Origin of the sequence: Klebsiella sp. HMSC16A12 (assembly GCF_001808265.1) — a bacterium.
GTDB lineage: Bacteria > Pseudomonadota > Gammaproteobacteria > Enterobacterales > Enterobacteriaceae > Klebsiella > Klebsiella pneumoniae.
In genome coordinates this window covers 64,492-87,959 of the sequence record NZ_KV792591.1, presented here as the reverse complement: position 1 = coordinate 87,959, position 23,468 = coordinate 64,492, and the positions used below count along the sequence as shown (strand labels likewise).

Annotated in this window: 22 protein-coding genes; 2 read left to right on the top strand and 20 right to left on the bottom strand. The window is 57.1% G+C overall.

Annotation, left to right across the window (positions count from 1 at the left end):
• Positions 1-22: 22 nt before the first annotated feature.
• From nlpE to HMPREF3140_RS10545, 3 genes are read right to left on the bottom strand one after another with little or no spacing between them, the layout of a single operon-like run.
• On the bottom strand, positions 23-721 hold the full coding sequence (nlpE, locus tag HMPREF3140_RS10555) for an envelope stress response activation lipoprotein NlpE (protein WP_002889435.1): 699 nt from the start codon (positions 719-721) through the stop codon (positions 23-25).
• 42 nt (positions 722-763) lie between these two features.
• Positions 764-1,177 carry an alternative ribosome rescue aminoacyl-tRNA hydrolase ArfB gene (gene arfB, locus HMPREF3140_RS10550; protein WP_002889433.1) on the bottom strand — a complete coding sequence of 138 codons (414 nt, stop codon included), beginning with the start codon at positions 1,175-1,177 and terminating at the stop codon, positions 764-766.
• Positions 1,174-1,719: a YaeQ family protein gene (locus HMPREF3140_RS10545; RefSeq protein WP_002889431.1), complete on the bottom strand. Its 546-nt coding sequence runs from the start codon at positions 1,717-1,719 to the stop codon at positions 1,174-1,176. The genes arfB and HMPREF3140_RS10545 overlap by 4 nt, the downstream gene beginning before the upstream one ends.
• A gap of 196 nt (positions 1,720-1,915) precedes the next feature.
• Between HMPREF3140_RS10545 and HMPREF3140_RS10540 the strand changes: the two genes are divergently transcribed.
• Both HMPREF3140_RS10540 and rof read left to right on the top strand, forming a co-directional pair.
• Positions 1,916-2,116, top strand: coding sequence for a YaeP family protein (locus HMPREF3140_RS10540; protein ID WP_002889429.1), 201 nt, complete (start codon positions 1,916-1,918; stop codon positions 2,114-2,116).
• Entirely contained in the window at positions 2,103-2,363 is a 261-nt protein-coding gene (rof, locus tag HMPREF3140_RS10535; protein WP_002889424.1) for a Rho-binding antiterminator, read from the top strand. Before HMPREF3140_RS10540 ends, rof begins: the two co-directional genes overlap by 14 nt.
• A 13-nt stretch (positions 2,364-2,376) precedes the next feature.
• Here the strand turns inward: rof and tilS are convergent, their stop codons facing one another.
• The 17 genes from tilS to frr all read right to left on the bottom strand — a co-directional run bounded on the left by tilS (position 2,377) and on the right by frr (position 23,334).
• Complete coding sequence (gene tilS, locus HMPREF3140_RS10530) at positions 2,377-3,690, bottom strand: tRNA lysidine(34) synthetase TilS (RefSeq protein WP_032410851.1); 1,314 nt, start codon at positions 3,688-3,690, stop codon at positions 2,377-2,379.
• A gap of 53 nt (positions 3,691-3,743) precedes the next feature.
• Positions 3,744-4,133: a VOC family protein gene (locus tag HMPREF3140_RS10525; protein WP_002889387.1), complete on the bottom strand. Its 390-nt coding sequence runs from the start codon at positions 4,131-4,133 to the stop codon at positions 3,744-3,746.
• Between the two features lie 46 nt (positions 4,134-4,179).
• Positions 4,180-6,333, bottom strand: a complete 2,154-nt coding sequence (locus HMPREF3140_RS10520; protein ID WP_070552980.1) for a lysine decarboxylase LdcC — start codon at positions 6,331-6,333, stop codon at positions 4,180-4,182.
• Between the two features lie 113 nt (positions 6,334-6,446).
• A complete protein-coding gene (gene accA / locus HMPREF3140_RS10515; RefSeq protein WP_004145855.1) occupies positions 6,447-7,406 on the bottom strand; it encodes an acetyl-CoA carboxylase carboxyl transferase subunit alpha in 960 nt (319 codons plus the stop codon).
• 12 nt (positions 7,407-7,418) lie between these two features.
• Positions 7,419-10,901, bottom strand: coding sequence for a DNA polymerase III subunit alpha (gene dnaE, locus HMPREF3140_RS10510; protein WP_004177353.1), 3,483 nt, complete (start codon positions 10,899-10,901; stop codon positions 7,419-7,421).
• Positions 10,902-10,918: 17 nt separating this feature from the next.
• The gene (gene rnhB / locus HMPREF3140_RS10505; protein WP_002889376.1) at positions 10,919-11,518 is read right to left on the bottom strand and encodes a ribonuclease HII; all 600 of its coding nucleotides are present in this window, start codon (positions 11,516-11,518) and stop codon (positions 10,919-10,921) included.
• Entirely contained in the window at positions 11,515-12,666 is a 1,152-nt protein-coding gene (lpxB, locus tag HMPREF3140_RS10500; protein WP_002889374.1) for a lipid-A-disaccharide synthase, read from the bottom strand. The genes rnhB and lpxB overlap by 4 nt, the downstream gene beginning before the upstream one ends.
• On the bottom strand, positions 12,666-13,454 hold the full coding sequence (gene lpxA, locus HMPREF3140_RS10495) for an acyl-ACP--UDP-N-acetylglucosamine O-acyltransferase (RefSeq protein WP_002889371.1): 789 nt from the start codon (positions 13,452-13,454) through the stop codon (positions 12,666-12,668). The genes lpxB and lpxA overlap by 1 nt, the downstream gene beginning before the upstream one ends.
• Positions 13,455-13,457: 3 nt before the next feature.
• Positions 13,458-13,913 carry a 3-hydroxyacyl-ACP dehydratase FabZ gene (fabZ, locus tag HMPREF3140_RS10490; RefSeq protein ID WP_004145858.1) on the bottom strand — a complete coding sequence of 152 codons (456 nt, stop codon included), beginning with the start codon at positions 13,911-13,913 and terminating at the stop codon, positions 13,458-13,460.
• A gap of 105 nt (positions 13,914-14,018) precedes the next feature.
• Positions 14,019-15,044: a UDP-3-O-(3-hydroxymyristoyl)glucosamine N-acyltransferase gene (lpxD, locus tag HMPREF3140_RS10485; protein ID WP_002889327.1), complete on the bottom strand. Its 1,026-nt coding sequence runs from the start codon at positions 15,042-15,044 to the stop codon at positions 14,019-14,021.
• Positions 15,045-15,047: 3 nt separating this feature from the next.
• Positions 15,048-15,533 (bottom strand): molecular chaperone Skp, encoded by a 486-nt coding sequence (gene skp / locus HMPREF3140_RS10480; RefSeq protein WP_002889325.1) that lies wholly within the window; start codon positions 15,531-15,533, stop codon positions 15,048-15,050.
• Between the two features lie 121 nt (positions 15,534-15,654).
• Positions 15,655-18,084 carry an outer membrane protein assembly factor BamA gene (gene bamA, locus HMPREF3140_RS10475; RefSeq protein WP_004177357.1) on the bottom strand — a complete coding sequence of 810 codons (2,430 nt, stop codon included), beginning with the start codon at positions 18,082-18,084 and terminating at the stop codon, positions 15,655-15,657.
• A 31-nt stretch (positions 18,085-18,115) separates the two neighbouring features.
• On the bottom strand, positions 18,116-19,468 hold the full coding sequence (gene rseP / locus HMPREF3140_RS10470) for a sigma E protease regulator RseP (protein ID WP_021313458.1): 1,353 nt from the start codon (positions 19,466-19,468) through the stop codon (positions 18,116-18,118).
• A gap of 11 nt (positions 19,469-19,479) precedes the next feature.
• On the bottom strand, positions 19,480-20,337 hold the full coding sequence (gene cdsA, locus HMPREF3140_RS10465) for a phosphatidate cytidylyltransferase (protein WP_070552979.1): 858 nt from the start codon (positions 20,335-20,337) through the stop codon (positions 19,480-19,482).
• Positions 20,338-20,349: 12 nt separating this feature from the next.
• Complete coding sequence (gene ispU, locus HMPREF3140_RS10460; protein WP_002889316.1) at positions 20,350-21,108, bottom strand: (2E,6E)-farnesyl-diphosphate-specific ditrans,polycis-undecaprenyl-diphosphate synthase; 759 nt, start codon at positions 21,106-21,108, stop codon at positions 20,350-20,352.
• A 237-nt stretch (positions 21,109-21,345) separates the two neighbouring features.
• Positions 21,346-22,548, bottom strand: a complete 1,203-nt coding sequence (ispC, locus tag HMPREF3140_RS10455; RefSeq protein ID WP_002889310.1) for a 1-deoxy-D-xylulose-5-phosphate reductoisomerase — start codon at positions 22,546-22,548, stop codon at positions 21,346-21,348.
• A 228-nt stretch (positions 22,549-22,776) separates the two neighbouring features.
• Positions 22,777-23,334: a ribosome recycling factor gene (gene frr, locus HMPREF3140_RS10450; protein WP_002889308.1), complete on the bottom strand. Its 558-nt coding sequence runs from the start codon at positions 23,332-23,334 to the stop codon at positions 22,777-22,779.
• Between the last annotated feature and the right edge of the window lie 134 nt (positions 23,335-23,468).

Genomic DNA, 23,468 nt, shown 5'->3' with positions numbered 1-23,468 from the left:
TACCCGGACAGGGGCCTGACAATCAATGGCTGCAGTCTTTACCGGGAATAAATTTGCCGGCTTGATCCGTCATCAGCGTTTTCATCATCTCGCCGGTATCCGGGTTCGCTTCGAGAGTAAAGTGCCCTTCTACCACCAGCAGTACCGGGCGAGTATCGGTCCCGCGCGCGGCGGCATAATCCCGTTCAAGCTGGGCATTGTTCGCCACCGCGACGCGTTTACCGGTCGCACAATCGGTAAAGGTTGCCGCATCGGCCATATAGAAATACATGCCGCGCATCGCCATCGGCGTCGTCGGCAGGCTGGCCTTCACTGGCTCCAGGGTATAGTTGAGAGGAGACTGAATGGGGCTTCCGTTGCGGTCGAGCATCTCCAGCTTGTCGCCTTTCGCGCGAAAGTAAGATTTCTCGCCCTTGCTGTTGGTCAGCACCAGCTTATCCGCGGTACGTGCCCAGGTGCCGTACGAGGCAAAGGATGACGGCTCACGACGGGCGCCCTGGTAGTGCTCATTCATCACCCAGGTCCCGTCTTTTTCCAGGAACAGCGAGGTGTCGATACCTTCGCAATCCGCGCAAGGCAGCACGCCTCGCCAGCTTTGCTGCATCGGCTTGAGCTCTTCCATCGCCGCTGGCTGGACCGTGTCAGTCTCGGCGCGATGGTTACAACCAAACAGCGCGAACAGCGAACAGGCCGCTATCACGGAGAATACGATTTTCTTCACTTTGCTTTCCTTATCATCCATTTCACCCGTTCGCCGACGCTTTCACTGGCGAACTTTCCCACGCAGCGCCTTGACTGAGGACTTCTGTGCCTTGGAAGCAAGGCGTCGCTCTTTCGATGCCCGAGTCGGTCGCGTCTCCCGGCGACTTTTTTGCACTGCGGTTAATTCTTTAATAAGGGCCACCAGCCGGGCGATCGCCGCTTCACGGTTCATCTCCTGGCTGCGGTATTCCTGAGCCTTAATGATAACCACACCGTCAGCAGAAATTAAGTGGTGGCTGGCGGCGAGCAGGCGCTCTTTGTAAAACTCCGGCAGGCTTGAAGCTTTAATATCAAAGCGCAGATGGATCGCCGTCGACGCTTTGTTCACATGCTGCCCCCCTGCTCCCTGGGCGCGAATGCCTGACAAGACGATCTCGTCGTCGGCGAGGGCTACGCTGCGGCTAATAGTAATCATGCCGACGCTTGCCAGGCGGTAAGCTGAATTTCCAGATTATTCCGAGCGTCGGATAACCAGATACTGCCCTCCTGCAGAGTGGCCTGCAGCGTCATGGTACGGTCGGCAAAGGCGCTAAGCAGTGCCAGTTGCGCATCATCAAGATACCAGATGGTCAGCTTCGGGTACGCCGCAAGCTTGCTCTGATTCTGCTGCCACCAGATTTCAGCTGCCCGGCTATTATAAGCAAACAGCGCCACCGCCTGCGCCCGTGAGCAGGCTTTCTTAATCCGCCGCTCATCCGGCAGACCCAGTTCGATCCACAGATCGACCCCGAGATGATCGTTAAGCAGCCACAGCTCCGGCTCGTCATCCGACGACAGACCGCGGGTAAACTGTAGCCGTTCATCGGCATATTTGATCCATGCCAGCAGGCGCAGCATCATGCGCTCCTGGGTTTCTGACGGATGCTGAGCCAGCGTCAGGTTAGCATCCAGAAACTGGTTGCGATCCAGATCGGCTACATTTACCGCAGCTTTATATATAGTCGCTTTCAGCGCCATGAATAAACTCCTGAAAAGAATGGCGTACATTGTAGCGAAACTGGCGGCAAAAGGCTGTCGTCAATCGCAGCAACCTGTTTCATCCTGCTGAAATTGCTTAAATGACTATGATATAGTTCCCTTGCTAAACAGAGTTTATCTTCGTAGGCTTAAACTTGCATCCCACGGTTGAGTCAGAACGCTGACAGGAGGGCATGTGGACCACTATTGTGAGTTAATACGCAAGCGGTATGCGGAAATAGCCAGCGGAGACTTAGGGTATATCCCGGATGCGCTGGGTTGCGTGTTGAAAGTATTGAATGAGATTGCGGCGGATGAGGCCCTTTCGGAGTCAGTCAGGGAAAAGGCCGCTTATGCGGCAGCAAACTTACTGGTGAGCGATTATGTCAATGAATGATACTTATCAACCCATTAACTGCGATGATTACGACAACCTGGAGCTGGCCTGCCAGCATCACCTGGTGCTGACGCTGGCGCTGAAGGATGGCGAACAGCTGCAGGCAAAGGCCAGCGATCTTATCTCGCGAAAAAATATCGAGTATCTGGTGGTCGAACTCGCCGGCAACGTCCGCGAGCTGCGCCTGGATAAAATCGCCAGCTTCAGTCACCCGGAAATCGGCACCGTGGTGGTGAGCGAATCCTGAATCAAAAACGGGCTTAATCGCCCGTTTTCCTCCACATCAGCCTGACCCCTTCCCCGTCCTTCACTTCACCTTCTGTGGTCACAAACAGATCGTCCGCTGCGGCAATCGGCGTTTCGCCGTAAAACAGCAGCGGCGTGGTGTCTCGTCGCCACGGAGCAACGCCCAGCTCCTGCCAGAGCTTCTTAAGCTTGCGTCCGCCATGGCGCCCGACAATATGCAGGTGGCCGCTGGCGCGAAAGCGGACGGTGACCGGCTCATCCGCCGACGGCGGGCGCAGCCTGCCGCCGGGCCGCAGCGTCAGCTCGCCGAGACCGTCCGCCAGCCGCAGCGGCTGGCGCCAGTCGGGCCAGCGCTGAACGCTGTCCGTCTGACCGGGAAGATACTTCACCCAGTACAAACGCTGTTGAAAACGGCGGACGGTAAATTCCCCCAGCCGCAGACAGGGGCTGGCATCTTCCCGCGCCAGCGCCACCTCGTGCCAGAGGCGCTCAGGCACCTCGCGGGCGGGCATCGGCGCCTGCTGCCCGGCGAGCCAGCGACGCAGCAGCGCCGCTCGGCGCGGCGGACTCATCGTCGCCAGCGGCGCGATAGCCAGCGAGCCATCTTCGGCCACCAGCGACGCCAGCTCCGCCGCCAACATCTCGTCCAGCAGTTGTTCCTGCTCGGCGCACAGGCTGGCGCTGCGGGCGACGGCCTCGCTAAAGTGCGGCCAACGCTCGCGCAGCACCGGGATCACCCGCAGGCGCAGGAAATTGCGGTCATAGGTATCATCCTGATTACTCTCATCTTCGATCCACGACAGCTGATGGGCGAGCGCCCACTGGCGTAGTGATTCGCGGGTTTCATTGAGGAGAGGACGCAGCAGTCGACTGCCGGCAAAGGCAGAGGATGGCGCCATCGCCGACAGGCCGGTAGGACCGCTGCCGCGTTTTAACGCCAGCAGCAGGGTTTCGCACTGATCGTCCTGGTGCTGGGCGGTCACTAACACCTCGCCGGCATTGAGCGTATCCTGAAAGGCCTGATAGCGCGCCGCACGAGCGTGGGCCTCGACGCCCAGCCCTCCCCGGGCTAACGTCACGTGATGCACCACCAGCGGCACCTGCCACTGCTGGCAAATCTGCCGACAATGCGCCACCCAGTCGTCTGCGTGGGCGCTAAGGCCGTGGTGAACATGCACCGCCCGCAGCGTCAGCGAGGGATCCTGTTCCCGCAGCAGCACCAGCTGATGCAGAAGAACCGTTGAGTCCAGACCGCCGCTGAAGGCCACCAGCAGCTGGCGATGGGGATGAAGCGTATGCGCAATATCAGCCGTCATATCCACGAACATACCGAGAAGTGATGGCCCGGCACGTTACCGGGCCAGGGCCGCGCTGGCAAGATTTACTGCTGATATATTTCCAGCGGCAGGTCGTCCGGATCGCTAAAGAAGGTAAAGCGTTTACCGGTAAAGGGATCGACACGAATCGCTTCGCACTCCACGCCATGCGCGGTGAGATGGGCTACCGCGGCGTCGATATCATCCACGCTAAAGGCCAGATGACGCAGCCCGCAGGCTTCCGGACGACTGGGGCGGGCTGGCGGAAACGGGAACGAGAACAACTCAATCACATACTCGCCGTTGAGCGCCAGATCGCCTTTCCAGGAATCGCGCTCGGCGCGATAAAACTCACTTTGCAGCGTAAACCCCAGAATATCGCAATAGAACGCTTTACTGCGGGCGTAGTCGGTCGCAATGATGGCAATATGGTGAACCCGTTTCAAACCCAGCATGGTTAAACTCCTTCTGTTAAGCCAGCCACGTTACTCGTGCGCGCCGTTAACGCGCAAGCCTTTCGTCATTTTTTAAGACTCGTACCCGATACACACCGTCCTCATCGCGCTTGGCGCCGTGAATATCGGTCTCAAAGCCCGGGTAATGACGGCCGATAGAGCAAAGCATCAGCAGAAAATCGAGCACCGCCCGGCTTTCCTCGGTGATCATCTCTCCCGGCATCAGCAGCGGAACCCCCGGCGGATAAGGGAGGATCATGTTGGCCGAAATCCGCCCCACCAGGTTCTCCAGTTCAATAGTTTCCACCTCCCCCTTGATCTGGCGCTGCCAGGCGTGATGCGGCGTCATTTTCATTTCCGGCAGGACGTCAAAGGCGCTGAGCATCAGCTGCGGCAGCTGATGCTGACGGATCAAGCGGTGGATCCCCTGCGCCAGATCCTGGATCCGCATGTTGCGGTAGAAGTCGGGATCTTCGGCGTACAGATCCGGCAGCATATTTTTCACCCGCAGATTGAGATCGTAGGCGCGTTTAAACTCGGTCAGGCCGCGCAGCAGCCCCATCGCCCGGGTTTTATCGATGCCGATACTGAACAGGAACAGCAGATTGTAGGGGCCTGTTTTCTCTACCACCACGCCCCGCTCGTCGAGGAACTTCGCCACCAGCGCCGCCGGGATCCCCTCTTCATCCATATTCCCCTGCTCGTCCATGCCCGGCGTCAGAATGGTGACCTTCACCGGATCGAGATACATATGATCCGCATCGGCATCTTTGAAACCGTGCCAGTCCTCGCCCGGCGCTACCGGCCAGCACTCGGCTTTATCCACGGCTTCCGGCTGCCAGATATCAAAGAACCAGCCGTCCGACTCCTCGCGCAGTCGCTGCACCTCTTTGCGGAAGTCCAGCGCCCGCTCAATGGAGCGCTGGATCAGACGTTTACCGGAGTTGCCGCGCAGCATCGCCGCCGCGGTCTCAATCGACGCGACGATGGGGTAGCTCGGCGACGTAGAGGTATGCATCATAAAGGCTTCGTTAAAGGTCTCTTCATCATAGTTGCCTTTAATGTGGATCAGCGAGGCCTGCGACAGCGCGGCCAGCATCTTATGCGTCGACTGCGTCTCGAAGATGACTTTCCCGGGGATCCGCTCCCCGCTCATACCGCTTTTCCCCTGATATATCGGATGGAAATGGGTATAGGGCACCCAGGCGGAATCGAAATGGATCGACGGGACATCGAGCGTCTCCTTAAGCCAGGTGGTGTTATAGAGCAGACCATCGTAGGTGGAGTTGGTGATCACCGCATGCACGGGCCACTGCGCCCCGCCCGTGTCGCGCACTTTCTGCTGAATGCTGTCGCGGGTAAATTCGCGCCGGGGGATACCGCCGAGGATCCCCAGCGCGTTGCGGGTCGGCTTCAGCCACAGGGGAACCACATCGCTCATCATCAGCAGGTGGGCCAGCGATTTGTGACAGTTACGGTCAATCAGCAGGGTGCTGCCGGCGGGCGCCGAGTACATGCCGACAATTTTATTGGACGTCGAGGTGCCGTTGGTCACCATATAGCTTTGCTCGGCGCCAAAGGCGCGCGCGATATACTCCTCCGCCTCCAGGTGCGGGCCGGTATGATCCAGCAGGGAGCCCAGCTCGGTGACCGAAATCGAGACATCCGCCTTCAGCGTATTCCCGCCAAAAAAATCATAGAACAGGCAGCCCACCGGGCTTTTCTGATAGGCGCTGCCGCCCATATGGCCCGGCGTACAGAAGGTATATTTTCCCTCCTGGACATAGTTAAACAGCGCGCGGGTAAACGGCGGAGTGATATTCTCCAGGTACTCGCGGGTGTACTGCCCAATGCAGGTGGCGATCTCTTCGGAGAGTCCCAGCGCATATTCGAAGAACCACAGCGTCATGCGCAAATCCTGACTGCTGACATCCATCGTCGAGTGGGCGTTAATAAAGGCGTACAGAGGAAGGTATTCATTGAGCTGATTGATATCGCTGCACAGATCGACGCTGTATTCATCCCAGTCGAAGATCACCCCGCAGATGCGCGGGTTGTGCTCGATAAACTGCAGCAGGTCGGCGCTGTTTTGCGGCCAGATGGTCTGGAAGCCCTGGCGCTGCAGCGCCGCTTCCAGTTCTTTGATCGGCTCGTCTTTGTGGTAGACGCCGTGAGGCCCCATGATGGCGATGATATTCACGCTTTCCTCCTGGTATTCACCTAAGTCAAGCATCATAGCAATCCCCCGGGCGCATCGCACATAAAAAAAGGGCCGGAAAATCCGGCCCTTAGTGTTTAGTCCTGACGAAAAAGTTAAGCGTAACCGTAGCTCATCAGACGCTGATAACGGCGGTTCAGCAGCTCTTCTTCGCTGAGCAGATCGAGGTCTGCCAGGTCTGCCAGCAGCTGCGCCTTCAGGCTTGCTGCCATCGCTTCCGGGTTGCGGTGAGCGCCGCCCAGCGGTTCCGGAACGATAGAATCGATCAGCTTCAGCTCTTTCAGACGCGGGGCGATAATGCCCATCGCTTCCGCAGCCAGCGGCGCTTTATCCGCGCTCTTCCACAGAATGGAGGCGCAGCCTTCCGGTGAAATGACCGAATAGGTGCTGTACTGAAGCATGTTGACCTTGTCGCCCACGCCGATCGCCAGCGCGCCGCCGGAGCCGCCTTCACCGATTACGGTGCAGATAACCGGCACGCTCAGACGCGACATCTCACGCAGGTTGCGGGCGATCGCTTCCGACTGGCCACGCTCTTCCGCGCCGACGCCCGGGTAGGCGCCCGGGGTGTCGATAAAGGTGATGATCGGCATTTTAAAACGCTCAGCCATCTCCATCAGGCGTAGCGCTTTGCGGTAGCCTTCCGGCGCCGGCATCCCAAAGTTGCGGCGAATTTTCTCTTTGGTTTCACGACCTTTCTGGTGGCCGATGATCATCACCGGACGACCGTCAAGACGCGCGATACCGCCGACAATCGCTTTATCGTCAGCGAAGGCGCGGTCACCGGCCAGTTCGTCAAATTCGTCGAACGCCAGGCGGACATAATCCAGGGTGTAAGGACGGCGCGGGTGGCGCGCCAGTTGCGCAACCTGCCATGCACCGAGATCGGCGAAGATTTTGCGCGTCAGCTCTACGCTTTTCTCACGCAGACGATGCACTTCTTCGTCGATGTTAATATCCAGTTTCTCATCCTGACGGCTTACCGCAGTCAGGGAATCGATTTTCGCTTCCAGCTCTGCAATCGGCTGTTCAAAATCTAGGAAATTCAGACTCATAGTATTCCTGTATTAGTCAAACTCCAGTTCCACCTGCTCCGAGCCGATAAGGCCCCGCAGATCGTTAAGTAAACGATCGCTCGGAGAGACGCGCCATGTTGCGCCGAAACGCAACCGCGCGCGTGCATCCGCCCTCTGATAGTAGAGGTGCACTGGAATGGTTCCCGAACGGTGGGGTTCCAGAGACTGACGGAGTCGGTTTAAAAGCTGGTCATCAATTTGCCTGTCCGTCAGCGAGATAGCAAGCCCGCGAGCATATTTTTCCCGGGCTTCGTCAATGTCCATGACTTCACGGGCGGTCATTTTAAGCCCCCCGCTAAAGTCATCAAAGCTGACCTGTCCGCTGACGATAAGTATGCGGTCTTTTTCCAGCAACTGCTGATATTTATCCAGCGCGTCGGTGAATAACATCACTTCCAGCCGCCCGGAACGGTCATCCAGAGTACAGATGCCGATACGATTGCCGCGCTTGGTGACCATTACCCGCGCCGCAATCACCAGCCCCGCCGCCGTGGTGACTTTCCCACGTTCGGTCGGATGCATGTCTTTGAGCCTCACGCCGCCGACGTAGCGCTCAATCTCCTTCAGATACTGGTTAATCGGGTGTCCGGTGAGGTATAGCCCCAGGGTCTCCCTTTCACCATCCAGCACCACCTGCTCAGGCCATGGCTGGCAGCTGGCGTAGGATTGCTCAATTTGCTCGGGCTCTTCCGCCAGCACGCCGAACATATCAGCCTGGCCGATGGCCTCGGCTTTCGCGTGCTGGTCGGCGGCTTTCAACGCATCGCCCAGCGAATTCATCAGCGCCGCGCGATGTGGGCCGAGACGATCGAACGCCCCGGACATAATCAGCTTTTCCAGCACCCGACGGTTGAGCTTTTTAATATCGGTTCGCGCGCAGAGGTCGAACAGCTCGCGGAAATAGCCGCCATTGTTGCGCGCCTCAATAATCGCTTCGATCGGTCCTTCACCGACGCCCTTGATGGCGCCAATGCCGTAGACGATCTCGCCATCGTCGTTGACGTGGAAATGGTACAGGCCGGAGTTAATATCCGGGGGCAGGATTTTTAGCCCCATTCGCCAGCACTCATCCACCAGGCCAACCACTTTCTCGGTGTTGTCCATATCGGCGGTCATCACCGCCGCCATAAACTCGGCCGGGTAGTGCGCCTTAAGCCACAGCGTCTGGTAGGAGACCAACGCGTAGGCGGCGGAGTGCGATTTATTAAATCCGTAACCGGCGAATTTCTCCACCAGGTCGAAGATTTTCATCGCCAGTTCGCCGTCAATGCCGTTTTTCTTCGCCCCATCCTCAAAGATAGAACGCTGCTTGGCCATCTCCTCCGGCTTTTTCTTACCCATCGCACGACGCAGCATGTCCGCGCCGCCGAGGGTATATCCGGACAGCACCTGGGCAATCTGCATGACCTGTTCCTGATACAGGATGATGCCGTAGGTTGGCTCCAGCACCGGTTTCAGGCTTTCATGCTGCCACTGCACGTCCGGATAAGAGATCTCCTCGCGGCCATGCTTACGGTCGATAAAGTTATCTACCATCCCCGACTGCAGCGGGCCCGGGCGGAACAGAGCCACCAGCGCGATCATATCTTCGAAGCAGTCCGGCTGCAGGCGTTTAATCAGATCTTTCATGCCGCGTGATTCAAGCTGGAAGACCGCGGTGGTTTCCGAGCGCTGCAGCATGTCGAAGCTTTTCTTGTCATCCAGCGGGATGGCGGCGATATCCAGCGGCCCTTCGCCGTTCTTCTCACGGCGCTTGTTGATCATCTCCAGCGCCCAGTTAATGATAGTGAGCGTACGCAGACCGAGGAAGTCGAATTTCACCAGCCCGGCGTATTCCACGTCGTTCTTATCAAACTGGGTAACCGGATGCAGCCCCTGCTCATCGCAATACAGTGGCGCGAAATCGGTGATTTTGGTTGGAGCGATAACTACCCCACCGGCATGTTTACCGGCGTTTCGCGTCACCCCTTCCAGCTTACGCGCCATGTCGATCAGCGCTTTCACTTCTTCGTCCGCCTCGTAGATCTCCGGCAGCTGCGGCTCGGCCTCAAAGGCTTTCGCCAGCGTCATGCCCGGATCGGGCGGCACCAGCTTGGAGATACGATCGACAAATCCGTACGGGTGACCCAGCACGCGACCGACATCGCGGATGACCGCTTTCGCCGCCATGGTACCGAAGGTGATGATCTGCGATACCGCGTCGCGGCCGTACATATCCGCCACGTGCTCGATAACCTGGTCGCGTTTCTCCATGCAGAAGTCGACGTCGAAGTCGGGCATCGAGACACGTTCAGGGTTAAGGAAACGTTCGAACAGCAGGTCGAACTCCAGCGGGTCAAGATCGGTGATCTTCAGCGCATAGGCCACCAGCGAACCGGCGCCGGAACCGCGTCCCGGGCCAACCGGCACGCCGTTATCCTTCGACCACTGGATAAACTCCATCACAATCAGGAAGTAGCCCGGGAACCCCATCTGGTTGATAACCTGGAGTTCAATATCCAGACGCTGGTCATACTCCGGGCGCTTTTCAGCACGGACGGCAGGATCCGGGAAGAGGAATTCCAGCCGCTCTTCCAGACCCTCTTTCGATTTCATGACCAGGAAATCTTCCGTGGTCATATCGCCGGTCGGGAACTGCGGCAGGAAATATTCGCCAAGCCGCACGGTGACGTTGCAGCGCTTGGCAATTTCAACGCTGTTCGCCAGCGCTTCCGGAATATCGGCGAACAGCTCACACATCTCTTCCTCGCTGCGCATATATTGCTGCGGCGAGTAGTTGCGCGGCCGTTTCGGGTCGTCGAGCGTAAAACCGTCGTGGATCGCGACGCGGATTTCATGGGCGTCGAAATCGCTGGTGTCGAGAAAGCGGACATCGTTGGTCGCCACCACCGGCAGGCCGCGCGCTTCCGCCAGCGCCACGGCGGCGTGGAGATAGGCCTCTTCATCCTGTCGACCGGTACGGATCAGCTCCAGAAAATAGCGGTCCGGGAAATGCTCTTCGTAGAAGGCGACGCACTGTTCAACCAGCGGCATATTGCCGCGGATCAGGCTGACGCCGACGTCACCTTTCCGGCCGCCGGAGAGCAGAATCAGCCCTTCCTGATGTTCCACCAGCCAGTCGCGATCGATCCACGGCCCCAGGGCGCCGTAGCCGCGCTGATAGGCGCGGGAAATCAACAGGGTCAGGTTCTGGTAGCCGGTGTTGTTCGCCGCCAGCACGGTCAGCTCGGTAAATTCGTCGCCGAGCAGGTCGCACTGCACGTGAAAGTCGGCGCCGACGATCGGCTTAATCCCCGCGCCGTGTCCCGTCCCGTAGAACTTCACCAGTCCGCAGAGGTTGGTGAAATCGGTGATCGCCAGCGCTGGCATGCCAAGCGAGGCCGCCTTCTTCACCAGCGGCCCGGTCTTTGCCAGCCCATCGATCATGGAATAGTCGCTGTGCACCCGCAGGTGTACGAAACGTGGTTCAGCCATCTTTAGATCCCGGTGACTTAGTTGGACGCCAGGCCCAGGGCACGCTTCACCGGGCCAAAACTGCGCCGGTGATGCTCTGTTGCGCCGTGTTCCTGCAGCTTCTGCAGGTGAACAGCGGTGGGATAGCCTTTATGCTGGGCAAATCCGTAGTGGGGAAATGCGAGGTCCAGCGTGGCCATTTCGGCGTCACGAGTGACTTTTGCCAGAATAGACGCTGCGCTGATTTCTGCCACCCGGCTGTCGCCTTTCACCACCGCCTGGGAGGGCATCGGTAGCGACGGACAGCGGTTGCCATCGATCAGGACAAACTCAGGAACAATGCTCAGGCCGGCGACGGCGCGCTGCATCGCCAGCATAGTGGCATGCAGAATATTCAGCTCGTCGATTTCGTGCGGCTCGGCGCGCCCCAGGCTCCAGCACAGCGCTTTCTCTTTAATCTCATCGAACAGCGCCAGACGACGCTTCTCGCTGAGTTTTTTGGAATCATTCAGACCCACAATCGGCTTCGCCGGATCGAGGATCACCGCCGCGGTCACCACCGCGCCAACCAGGGGGCCACGCCCGACCTCATCGACGCCGGCAACCAGATGGGTATGCGGATAGACGAACTCCATCATTGTTTTGCTAACTCCAGTACGGCGTCCGCCGCCTGCTCATCGGCGTTGCAGCGGATCTGCTGATGCAGGGCGCGGAACGTCTCATGCATCTCATGGCTGGTTTTGCCATCGGCCAGCAGCGGCTGCAGAGCGGCTGCCAGCGCCTGGGGCTCGCACTCATCCTGCAGCAGCTCTTTAACCAGTTCGCGACCGGCCAGCAGGTTCGGTAACGAGACGTAGTCGGTTTTTACCAACCGCTTCGCCAGCCAGAAGGTGAACGGCTTCATCCGGTAGCCAACCACCATCGGGCATTTCGCCAGCATACACTCCAGCGCTGCCGTCCCGGAGGCCAGCAGCGCGGCGTCGCTGGCGATCATTGCATCGCGCGCCTGACCGTCCAGCATATGCACGATCATATCCGGCGCCGTCTCAGCTTTAATACGCTCAAACTGCTCCCGCCGTTTAGCATTAACCAGCGGCACCACCACCTGCAGATCGGGATAGGTGGCGCGCAGAAGCTGCGCGGTTTTCAGGAAGTCGGCGCTAAGCATTTCGACTTCCGCGCCGCGGCTGCCGGGTAGCAGAGCGAGGCAGCGCACGCTGTGCGGGATCCCTAACCGGTCGCGCGCAGCGCCTTTGTCAGGATCCAGCGGCATCGCATCCGCCATGGTATGGCCAATAAAGCGGCAGGGGACGTTAAATTTGTCATAAAACGCTTTTTCGAAAGGCAGAAAGGCCAGCACCAGATCGGTGGATCTGCCGATTTTGAAAACGCGTTTTTGTCGCCAGGCCCAGACCGACGGGCTGACGTAGTGAATGGTTTTGATGCCCTGCTTTTTCAGATTTCCTTCGAGGGTGATATTAAAGTCAGGGGCGTCGATGCCGACGAAGACATCGGGACGCAGCTCGCCGAAGCGGCGGGTCAAATCGGCGCGAATATGGAGTAAGCGACGCAGGCGACCGAGCACTTCAACAATGCCCATCACCGCCAGCTCTTCCATTTCATACCAGGCTTCGCACCCTTCCGCCTGCATTAGCGGCCCCGCCACGCCGACAAAGCGCGCATTCGGGATGCGTGCTTTAAGCGCGCGGATGAGACCAGCGCCTAGAATATCGCCGGAGGTTTCTCCGGCGACCAGGGCAATCGTCAGGGGACGCTGTTCAGCCATTAACGAATCAAGCCGCGGGTAGAACGAGCGAAGAAATCGACAAACAGCTGAACCTCAGGATGCTGAGCAGCCAGTTCGGCGATTTCCGGCTTGGCTTCTTCCAGCGTTTTGCCGCTGCGGTACAGCAGTTTATACGCGTTGCGGATCGCGGTGATTGCTTCCCGGCTGAAGCCGCGGCGTTTCAGCCCTTCGATGTTAACGCCGAACGGCGTCGCATGGTTGCCCTGGGCAATTACGAACGGCGGAACGTCCTGCGCCACGCCGGAGCAGCCGCCAACCATAACGTGTGAGCCAATGACGCAGAACTGATGCACCGCCGTCATGCCGCCGATAATGACATAATCATCCAGCGAAACATGGCCCGCGAGCGTCGCGTTATTGGCCAGAATGCAGCGATCGCCAAGCGTACAATCGTGCGCCACGTGGGCGTTGATCATCAGCAGGTTATCGTTGCCCACCTTTGTTAATCCACCGCCCTGTACTGTGCCGCGATGAATGGTGACGCTTTCGCGAATGCGGTTGCGATCGCCAATTTCCACCCGGGTCGGTTCGCCAGCATATTTCAGATCCTGGTTAACTTCGCCGATGGAAGCGAACTGATAGATCTCATTGTCACGGCCGATTTTGGTGTGGCCGTTAACGACAACGTGAGACTTCAGCACGGTGCCTTCGCCGATTTCGACGTTAGCGCCAACAATACAAAACGGACCAATGTGAACGTTAGCGCCAATCACGGCGCCCTCTTCTACAATGGCGGTAGGATGAACAAAAGCGGTTTTATCAATCACGTATCAGGCCTCCCGGCTACGCGCACACATCATCGTCGCTTCGCAAACCACTTTACCGTCAACCAGCGCAACGCCTTTGAAACGGGTCAGGCCGCGGCGGGTTTTCTCGAAAGTGACTTCCATAATCATCTGATCGCCTGGTACTACCGGGCGTTTGAAGCGTGCTTCATCGATACCCGCGAAGTAGTACAGCTCGCCTGGTTCCAGTTTTCCGACGCTTTTGAACGCCAGAATCCCGGTGGCTTGCGCCATTGCTTCCAGAATCAGGACGCCCGGCAAAATCGGCTTACCAGGGAAGTGCCCCTGGAAAAACGGCTCGTTTACAGAAACATTTTTTACTGCGCGCAGAAAACGACCTTCTTCAAAATCCAGCACGCGGTCTACCAGCAGGAACGGGTAACGGTGAGGCAGAAGTTCCAGAATCTCTTCAATGTGCAGAGTATGAGTGTCAGTAGTCAAAATACTCTTCCTGTCTAAATGTACTAAAAGGCAATAATAACACGGCCTGCGGCAATCTTTTAGCGAATGCAACAGGCCGGAAATGTCATGTGACCAAATGATGAATTAGTCTTGTTGATTAACCTTGCGCTCAATCGCTTTCAGGCGCTTGCTCATCTCGTCAATATTCATCACCAGCGCAGCGGTTTTACGCCACGCCTTGTTCGGCTGCAGCGGAATACCGGAGGAATATACGCCAGGTTCGCTGATAGGACGCATCACCATCCCCATCCCCGTGACGGTGACCTTATCGCAGATTTCCATATGGCCGTTAATCACGCTGGCGCCGCCAATCATGCAGTAGCGGCCAATTTTCAGGCTGCCCGCCATGATAACGCCGCCAGCGACCGCGGTATTGTCGCCAATCACCACGTTATGCGCAATCTGGCACTGGTTATCAATGATAACCCCGTTGCCAATCACGGTATCGTCCAGCGCACCACGGTCAATCGTGGTGCAGGCGCCAATCTCCACGCGATCGCCAATAATGACGCGACCCAACTGCGGGATCTTTACCCAGTTACCGCGATCGTTAGCGTAGCCGAAGCCATCCGCGCCAATCACCGTGCTGGACTGAATCAGGCAATTCTCGCCGATCTCAATCTCATGGTAAACGGTCACATTAGCCCACAAACGCGAGCCGGCGCCTATTTTCGTATTTTTCCCAACGAAGCAGCCTGCGCCGATAACTACGTTATCGCCCAGCACTACGCCGGATTCGATAACCGCGTTGGCGCCGATGGCAACGTTGCTACCCAGCTTCGCCGACGGATCGATGACCGCGCTCGGCGCGATATCCTGAGCCGGCTGCGGCGTGGTATCAAGAATTTGAGCCATGCGCGCGTAGGTCAGGTAGGGGTTACGCACTACCAGCGCGGCGCTATGGGCAAAAGGTAAATCATCCTGCGTCATCACAACGGCAGAAGCCTGGCAAGCGGCCAGGTGCTCACGGTACTTAGGGTTGACCATGAAAGTGATTTGGCCCGTTTTCGCGCTCTGCATGGACGCAACGCCGGTGATGACGATATCGCCATCACCGTGTAATTCTGCATCCAACTGCTGCGCGAGATCAGCCAGTCGAATTGAAGGCATTACTTATTTAACCTGTTTCAGCACATCAGCGGTGATGTCTTTTACATCGCTGCTGTTATATGCAACGGCATTCGCGTCAACCACCAGATCGATGCTCTGATCTTTCGCTACGCTCTGTACGGCAGTCTGGATACGGGTCACCAGTTTGCCACGCTCTTCGTTGGAACGACGTGCGCGATCCTGTTCAAACGCCTGCGCTTTCTGGGAGAAAGTCTGGCGCTGTGCCATCACGTCTTTTTCCAGTTTGGTACGATCGGCGCCCGGCTTCATGGACTGCAGACGCTGCATTTTGGACTGCAGGTCGCCTTCCATACGCTGCAGTTCGCTAGCGCGGCCTTTGAACTCGTTTTCCAGCGTGTTGGAAACGCCAGTTTTCTGGGCAACCTGTTGGAACAGGCTGTTCATGTTCACCAGGGCAATTTTATCTGCCGCCTGAGCGGAAGTTACCATTGCCAAACCCAGACCTGCAGCTAATAACCACTTTTTCACAATAAACTCCTTACCATCCCATGAGTACCCAGGGGTACCGTTATTTGCGTGGCGAGGCGATAAACGCGTTATCGCCTACGGTCAGCGCTATACTGCACTTGCATTCCGTTGCCGCCAACAATTACCAGGTTTTACCAATGTTAAACTGGAACTGTTCGGCTTTGTCTCCATCGTACTTTTTGAACGGTTGGGCGTAGGAGAAGACCAACGGCCCCAACGGCGACATCCACTGCACGGCAATACCCGCAGACATACGGATGTTGCTCGGATCGCTGTAATCCGGATAACCCGCGTACGCGCTCGAATCCCAGTGAGTATCCCATACGGTACCCATATCCCAGAAGACGGAAGTCCGGACCGAGTTCGCATATTTGTCACTAATAAACGGCGTCGGGGTAATCAGCTCAAGGCTGGCCACCGCCATCGCGTTACCGCCCACCGCATCATCGGATTTACACGGTGCGGATTCGGTGCTCTTACAGTCATTGGTATAACCGCTATCGCCATCATGACGGCTGCTCGACGGGAAGTACACCGCCTTCGGACCAATGGTGTTCGACTGGAAGCCACGCACGGTGCTGGAACCACCGGCATAGAAGTTCTCATAGAACGGCATCTCTTTGCCGCCGATACCATCGCCATAACCAAAGCGCGTACGACCCAGTACTACCCACTGATGATCGTTGTCGATCGGCACGTAGGTCGCGGTATCCAGCGTCGCTTTGTAGTACTCGTTGTCTGAGCCCGGAATGGTCACCTTACCGTTCAGGTTGACGCGCGAACCTTCCGTTGGGAAGAAGCCGCGGTCAAGCTTGTTATAGGTCCAACCGTAGTTGAAGGTGAAGTCATTCGCACTGAACGAGTTCCGGTCGTTGGTGTTGTCCGGATACTGGCCCATCGAGTTAAGGTAACGCCACATTGCCACCTGCGGCTGCATATTGGACAGGGAGTTATGCACATAACCGACGCCGGCGCGCAGCGTGTTGTATTCATTGACCGGGAAGCCCAGCGTAATGTCTGTACCATAGCTTTTGTTGGTATAGTCAGACAGATCCGCATCGTTTGCATCAAAGTCATTATAGAAGACACGACCGCCGAGGCTTACACCGTCTACTGTGAAGTACGGGTTGGTCACCGACAGCTCGGTATAGGTCTGGTAGTCGTTTTTGGTACCGTTGATCCCGACAGCATAGCCAGTACCTAACCAGTTATCCTGCTGAACGCCCGCCTGGAAGCTGACGCCGCTCTCGGTGCCGTAGCCGATACCGAAGTTGAAGCTACCGGTGTTACGCTCTTTCACCTTGTAGACAACGTCGACCTGGTCCGGGCTGCCCGGCACGCGCTGGGTATCAGTATCCACCGTTTCAAAGAAACCTAAACGATTGAGACGGTCTTTACCCTGATCGACGAGGTCGCTGCCCAGCCATGCGCCTTCCATCTGGCGCATTTCGCGGCGCAGTACGGCATCTTTAGAGGTGTCGTTGCCTTCGAAGCGAATTTTACGCACGTAATAACGGTTGCCTGCGTCGACGTTAACGTGCAGCTTAACGGTTTTATCGCTGTCGTTGATCTCCGGCTGCGACTGCACGCGCGGATAGGCGTAACCATAACGACCCAACAGTTTCTTGATGTCGTTTTCCATCTTGGTCACTTTCGCGCCGTTGTACAGTTCGCCTGGCTCAACTTTAGTCAGCGCTTCGATTTCCGCGGAATGGCCAGCGAGGTTGCCCGTCACCTGCACTCCGGAAAACTTGTACTGATCGCCTTCGGTGATGTTGACGGTGATGTAGATCCCTTTCTTATCCGGCGTCAGGCTGACCTGGGTAGAATCGATGTTGAAACGGGCATAGCCGCGATCCAGGTAGTAGCTGCGCAGGGTTTCAAGGTCGCCCGCTAGCTTCTGCTTCTGGTATTTACGGTCGCCGACCACGTTCCACCACGGCACCTCATCGCGCAGCTGGAAGTGGGAGATCAGCTCATCGGTCGAAAACGCATGGTTGCCGACGATGTTGATCTGTTGAATTTTTGCGGAGACGCCTTCCTGGAAGACCAGCTTCAAATCGACACGGTTACGCGGCAGCGGCGTAACGACTGCTTTGACGCTGGCGCTGTATTTACCGACGCTGTAGTAGAAGTCTTCAAGACCCTTCTCGATATCCGCGATGGTCGTGCGGTCAAGCGACTCGCCCACCCGAACGCCTGAGGCCTCAAGGTTCTGCTTCAGCATGTCATCTTTCACCGACTTGTTGCCGGAGAAGGTGATGCTGGCGATCGTCGGACGCTCTTTCACCTGCACCAGCAGGGTATCACCATCGCGCAGGACGCGGACGTCCTCGAAGTTGCCAGTGGCAAACAGCGCGCGAATAGTGTTACTGATATCATCGTCGGTCACCGTATCGCCAGGACGCACTGGCATACTGAGGAGGGCCGCACCAACAGCGACACGCTGCAAGCCTTCGAAATGAATGTCCTTCACCACGAACCCTTCAGCACCGTATACAGTCGCGCTGCTAAACAGCAGCGACGCTATGAGCAACTTTTTCATCGCCATCGTTATTATGCGTTCTTCCTAACAAACTCTCTTATAACCGAGAGAAATCATTGAAAAGTGCAAGCCCCATTAACAGCACCAGCAGTATTGAGCCAATGCGATAACTAAAGTCTTGAACTCGCTCGGATACCGGCCCGCCCTTCAGCTTTTCAATCGCTAAAAACAGCAGATGTCCCCCATCCAGTACGGGTAGAGGGAACAGGTTGATGATTCCGAGGTTCACGCTAATCAGCGCCAGGAACATCAGATAATAAATCAACCCAAACTCCGCTGACATTCCAGCCCCCTGAGCGATAGAGATCGGCCCACTGAGGTTGTTCAGTTTGACATCACCGGTTATCAATTTACCCAGCATCCTGACCGTCAGCGACATCAGCTGCCAGGTTTTATCCGTGGCTTCAGCGATGGCGGCAAACGGTCCGTACTGACGTACTGTCTTGTATTCTTCAGGCAGCGGGATGACCTTTGGCACCACCCCTGCGAACCCTTCCGCCTTACCTTTCACCGTTTTCGCATCCGGCGTCAGGGTTAACGGCAGCGCACTCCCCTGCCGTTCAATCTCCAGCGCCAGCGCTTTGCCCGGATTATCGCGCACCAGATTAACAAACGTCATCCACTGCGTTAACGGTTGACCATTGACTTTAACGATCCGGTCGCCCGCTTGCAAACCCGCTTTCTGGGCTGCCGATCCCGCCTGAACCTCAGCCAGCACCGTATCAATCTGCGCGCTGCGCGGCTGGATCCCCAGAGAGGTCACGGGATCTTGCTTGTCTGGCTCAAACGACCAGTGCCGCAGATCGACGATTTTATCCTGGCGCTGATTGGTCCCGAAAGGGGCGACGGTAACTATTGTTTGCGGGTTGCCGATTTTGGCCACCAGCTGCAGACGCACCGCATCCCAATCAGGCGTTTCGATACCATCTATCGCTTTAAGTTCCGTTCCTTTTGCAATTTGTGCTTGCGCGGCAACCGAATTGGGCGTTATTTCACCCACCACCGGCCGCACGCCGGGAACGCCGATGATAAAGACCAGCCAGTAAGCAAAGATAGCGAAAATGAAGTTAGCGATGGGGCCGGCGGCAATAACCGCCGCACGCTGACCGACGGTTTTATTGTTGAAGGCATAATGACGCATCTCCGGCGCCACCGCTTCAACACGCTCATCCAGCATCTTGACGTAGCCGCCCAGTGGGATCAGGGCGATGACGAACTCTGTGCCCTGCTTATCCATCCGCCGCCACAGCGCTTTGCCGAACCCGATAGAAAAACGCTCAACCCGGATACCGCAGCGGCGCGCCACCCAAAAATGGCCAAACTCATGCACCGTAATCAGTACGCCAAGCGCAATGATAAAAGCCGCCAGATTCCAGAGCACGCTCAGCATATAACCTTCCGTCAAATCGTCCTGAAGACCAACAGTAGCAGACAGGCGAAGACCGGTACCGCCGCCGTCAGGCTGTCGATACGATCGAGAATACCACCATGTCCGGGAATCAAGTGCCCGCTATCCTTAATGCCGGCCTCGCGCTTAAACATACTTTCCGTCAGGTCGCCCAGCACCGAAGCCAGGGCCGCCACCACCGAACAAACCAGCAGCACCGTCGGCGTGACGTCAAGATGGGCCCACACGCCGTAGGCCCAGGAAATTACTGCCGCGGTCAGCAAACCGCCAAAAAAGCCCTGCCAGGTTTTACCCGGTGAGACCTTCGGCGCCAGCTTGTGCTTGCCAAACATTTTACCAAACATATAGGCGCCAGAGTCTGCGCCCCACACCAGGATCATGATGTACAGCAGCCACAGCGCGCCGCTGTAGTGGTTATCGGCATAGTGCCAGGCGCGCAGCGCCAGCATGCCCCAGAAAAACGGGACGATGGTCAGGATGCCGAAGATGAGGCGCAGCACCTTTGAGTGGCGCCAGAATGCCGCCGACGCCGGGTATGAGAGCACCAGCAGTAACGCGACGATCCACCAGGCAAAAGAGGCCCATAGCGACCCTTCAACCATCGGTTGATGAACGTCATAGTGGTATTCAGGCAGCAGAAAAAGCATCGCCGCCAGCAGAAGGCCGCACAGCACCGCCAGCCAAACCCGCTGCGACGTCGAGGTAAAACCGCTCAGTTGTCCCCACTCCCAGGCGGCGAGCATACAGACCACCAGGGTGACGATAGCAAAGCCCATCGGCGGCAATAAAAACAATGCCGCAATGACGATGGGGATTAAGACGAAAGCAGATATCAGGCGATACTTCAGCAAAAGTGACCCCCATCAGGCATGACTGCCACCCGGCTCAGTGCCGCCGAAACGACGCTCTCGATTAACAAAGGCATGGAGTGCACCTTCAAAGTCCTGTTCAGCAAAATCGGGCCAAAGAACATCCGTAAAGTAAAGTTCGGCATAGGCAATTTGCCAAATCAGAAAGTTACTTATTCGGTGCTCTCCCCCGGTCCTAATAACTAAATCAACGGGAGCCAGTTCATGCATGCAGACCTGCTGACTCAGCATGTCTTCCGTGATCTGCTCAGGCAGCAGCGTCCCGTCCTGTACCTGTTTCGCCAGCAAACGAACGCCCTGGGTAATATCCCAGCGACCGCCGTAATTGGCTGCAATATTCAGCGTTAAGCCGGTATTGTTTGCGGTTAGCGCTTCCGCTTTGCGGATCCGCTCCTGCAGGCGCGCATTGAAGCGCGTGGTGTCGCCAATAATCCGCAGACGCACATTGTGTCGGTGCAGGCTTTTGACTTCGCTATCCAGCGCCCAGACGAACAGTTCCATCAGCGCACTGACTTCCTGAGCCGGACGGTTCCAGTTTTCGCTGCTGAACGCGTATAACGTTAACGCCTCAATCCCATTATTCGCCGCGAAGGAGACCGCGCGACGCACGGATTTCGCACCGGCCTTATGCCCGAAAGCGCGAATTTTACCTTGCCGTTTCGCCCAACGGCCGTTGCCATCCATAATAATGGCGACATGACGGCAGCCATGGGTGGGCGATATTTCGCTGACAGTTTGATTAGCAGACAACATCACGCGTTTTAAGTCCATAATAAGGATTAACTAGCCACCAAACAGAGGCCACCGGGCCGCGCTGGATACGCATTTTTATCCGGTGCCGGGGCTGCAGCCAATCGCAGAGAACAACCAAAAGCTTTACGCAAAAAAGCCGTGTTTTGTCACGGCCACCGTAATCTTTAACAACAAAATGCAACGATCGGGTGGCGCAGACTATATCACCGAAGCCTTGCGCCCACAAATATCACCGCGTTACGCCTGCGCAACCAACCGCTGCAGCTGCTGGTGAGCGATTGCGCGCGCCTCGGCGTCGATAACCAGAACATCATCAATGCTTTGCGGCTCCTGCAGGTCCATCTTATCCAGCACCGCCAGGTTAACCGCCGCAATATCGGTAAAGCGGATATCGCCATGCAGAAACGCGGCAACCGACTCTTCATTAGCCGCATTCAGCGTCGTGGTCGCGGCCTGGCCGACGTCAAACGCGTCCATCGCCAGCTTCAGGCACGGATATCGCGTATAGTCCGGCGCGGAGAAGCTCAGATTGCTCAACTGACAGAAGTCCAGCGGTTTAACGCCGGAATTCAGTCGCTGCGGCCAGCCCATGGTATGGGCGATCGGCGTGCGCATATCCGGCTCCCCAAGCTGGGCCAGCACGCTGCCATCCTGATAGCGAACCATCGAGTGGATCACCGACTGCGGATGGATCAGCACTTCCATCTGCTGGGCCGAGGCGTTAAACAGCCAGCGCGCTTCAATATATTCCAGGCCTTTGTTCATCATCGTGGCCGAATCGACGGAGATCTTGCGCCCCATCGACCAGTTGGGATGACGGCAGGCCTGATCCGGGGTCATCGCCGCCAGTTCAGCCACGGCCGTCTCGCGGAAAGGCCCACCGGAGCCGGTCAGCAGGATTGACGAGACGCCATTCCGGGCAAGATCAGCGTATCCCAGATGCTGCTGAATTGTCTCCGGCATACTCTGAAAAATAGCGTTATGCTCGCTATCGACCGGTAGCAATCGCGCCCCCGACTGTTGCACCGCCTCCATGAATAAGCGACCGCAGGTCACCAGCGATTCTTTATTCGCTAACAATACCGTTTTCCCGGCGCGGATCGCCGCCAGCGTCGGCACCAGTCCCGCCGCGCCGACGATTGCCGCCATGACCTGATCGACCTCATCCAGCGCCGCGACCTCTGCCGCCGCCTGCTGGCCGCTCAGCACCTCGGTGCGACTGCCATGCTCATGCAGACGGGTGCGCAACCGCTCAGCGCTTTGCGCATCGTCCATCACCGCGTAACGGGGGGTAAATTCCAGGCATTGTTCAACCATACGGTCAACGTTTTTCCCCGCGACCAGCGCGGCGACGGAAAAGCGACCAGGGTTATGGCGCACCACGTCCAGCGTGCTACAGCCAATGGAGCCGGTCGAACCGAGAACGGTTAATTGCTTCATGAGACGTCCAGAAGAGTGGAAACAGAATAAAAAGCAAAACGCCGCCAGCAAGCCCCTACGCAGCAACTATCGGGGATGAGACGGCGGCATTAGGCCTTCAACTAAGCGCTAAAGGCTACAAGGCCAGCGGTTGCAACGCAATCCCGAGAATTGAGCGTACAGTCTTCTGTACGGCGTTTCAGATTTTACTCAGGCCAGAGCCTGTCTGGCCCGAGTAAGGGCAGAGCATTAGAACTGCATCAGTTCCGCTTCTTTGTCTGCCAGCGCCGCGTCAACTTTTTTGATGGCGGCGTCAGTCATTTTCTGCACGTCGTCCTGAGAACGGCGATCGTCATCTTCGCTGATCTCTTTTTCTTTCAGCAGCGCTTTGACTTTATCGTTGGCGTCACGGCGAACGTTACGCACGGCAACGCGCGCCTGCTCGGCTTCACCACGCACGATCTTGGTCAGGTCTTTACGACGCTCTTCGGTCAGCGGCGGCAGCGGGACACGAATATCGCTGCCGGCAGAGCTTGGGTTCAGACCGAGGTCGGAGGCCATGATCGCTTTTTCAACGGCCGCGGACATAGAACGGTCAAAGACGTTGATTTTCAGGGTACGGGAGTCTTCGACGGTGACGCTGGCCAGCTGGCGCAGCGGGGTCGGAGTACCGTAGTATTCAACAACAATCCCGTCCAGCAGGCTCGGAGAAGCACGACCCGTGCGAATTTTGCTGATTTGGTTTTTGAATGCTTCGACGCATTTTTCCATGCGGATTTCAGCATCTTTTCTGATATCGCTAATCACGTTACGAATCCTTGAAAGCTTGTCTCAGTCAGACCAGACGGGACACCCGTCGGAAAATGAGCTAAGTATAGTCAGATTTAATGAAAATCACCGGGCAATATCCCCGCGAAAGTAAAGCGGAATATTACCCGGAT

What these genes read in the sequence shown, in the direction of transcription:
- accA (WP_004145855.1), bottom strand. Translation starts at nt 7,406, where the DNA reads ATGAGTCTGAATTTCCTAGATTTTGAACAGCCGATTGCAGAGCTGGAA.
- rnhB (WP_002889376.1), bottom strand. Translation starts at nt 11,518, where the DNA reads ATGATGGAGTTCGTCTATCCGCATACCCATCTGGTTGCCGGCGTCGAT.
- bamA (WP_004177357.1), bottom strand. Translation starts at nt 18,084, where the DNA reads ATGGCGATGAAAAAGTTGCTCATAGCGTCGCTGCTGTTTAGCAGCGCG.
- lpxD (WP_002889327.1), bottom strand. Translation starts at nt 15,044, where the DNA reads ATGCCTTCAATTCGACTGGCTGATCTCGCGCAGCAGTTGGATGCAGAA.
- HMPREF3140_RS10545 (WP_002889431.1), bottom strand. Translation starts at nt 1,719, where the DNA reads ATGGCGCTGAAAGCGACTATATATAAAGCTGCGGTAAATGTAGCCGAT.
- HMPREF3140_RS10525 (WP_002889387.1), bottom strand. Translation starts at nt 4,133, where the DNA reads ATGCTGGGTTTGAAACGGGTTCACCATATTGCCATCATTGCGACCGAC.
- ispU (WP_002889316.1), bottom strand. Translation starts at nt 21,108, where the DNA reads ATGTTGTCTGCTAATCAAACTGTCAGCGAAATATCGCCCACCCATGGC.
- rseP (WP_021313458.1), bottom strand. Translation starts at nt 19,468, where the DNA reads ATGCTGAGCGTGCTCTGGAATCTGGCGGCTTTTATCATTGCGCTTGGC.
- tilS (WP_032410851.1), bottom strand. Translation starts at nt 3,690, where the DNA reads ATGTTCGTGGATATGACGGCTGATATTGCGCATACGCTTCATCCCCAT.
- ispC (WP_002889310.1), bottom strand. Translation starts at nt 22,548, where the DNA reads ATGAAGCAATTAACCGTTCTCGGTTCGACCGGCTCCATTGGCTGTAGC.
- rof (WP_002889424.1), top strand. Translation starts at nt 2,103, where the DNA reads ATGTCAATGAATGATACTTATCAACCCATTAACTGCGATGATTACGAC.
- lpxB (WP_002889374.1), bottom strand. Translation starts at nt 12,666, where the DNA reads ATGGCTGAACAGCGTCCCCTGACGATTGCCCTGGTCGCCGGAGAAACC.
- arfB (WP_002889433.1), bottom strand. Translation starts at nt 1,177, where the DNA reads ATGATTACTATTAGCCGCAGCGTAGCCCTCGCCGACGACGAGATCGTC.
- dnaE (WP_004177353.1), bottom strand. Translation starts at nt 10,901, where the DNA reads ATGGCTGAACCACGTTTCGTACACCTGCGGGTGCACAGCGACTATTCC.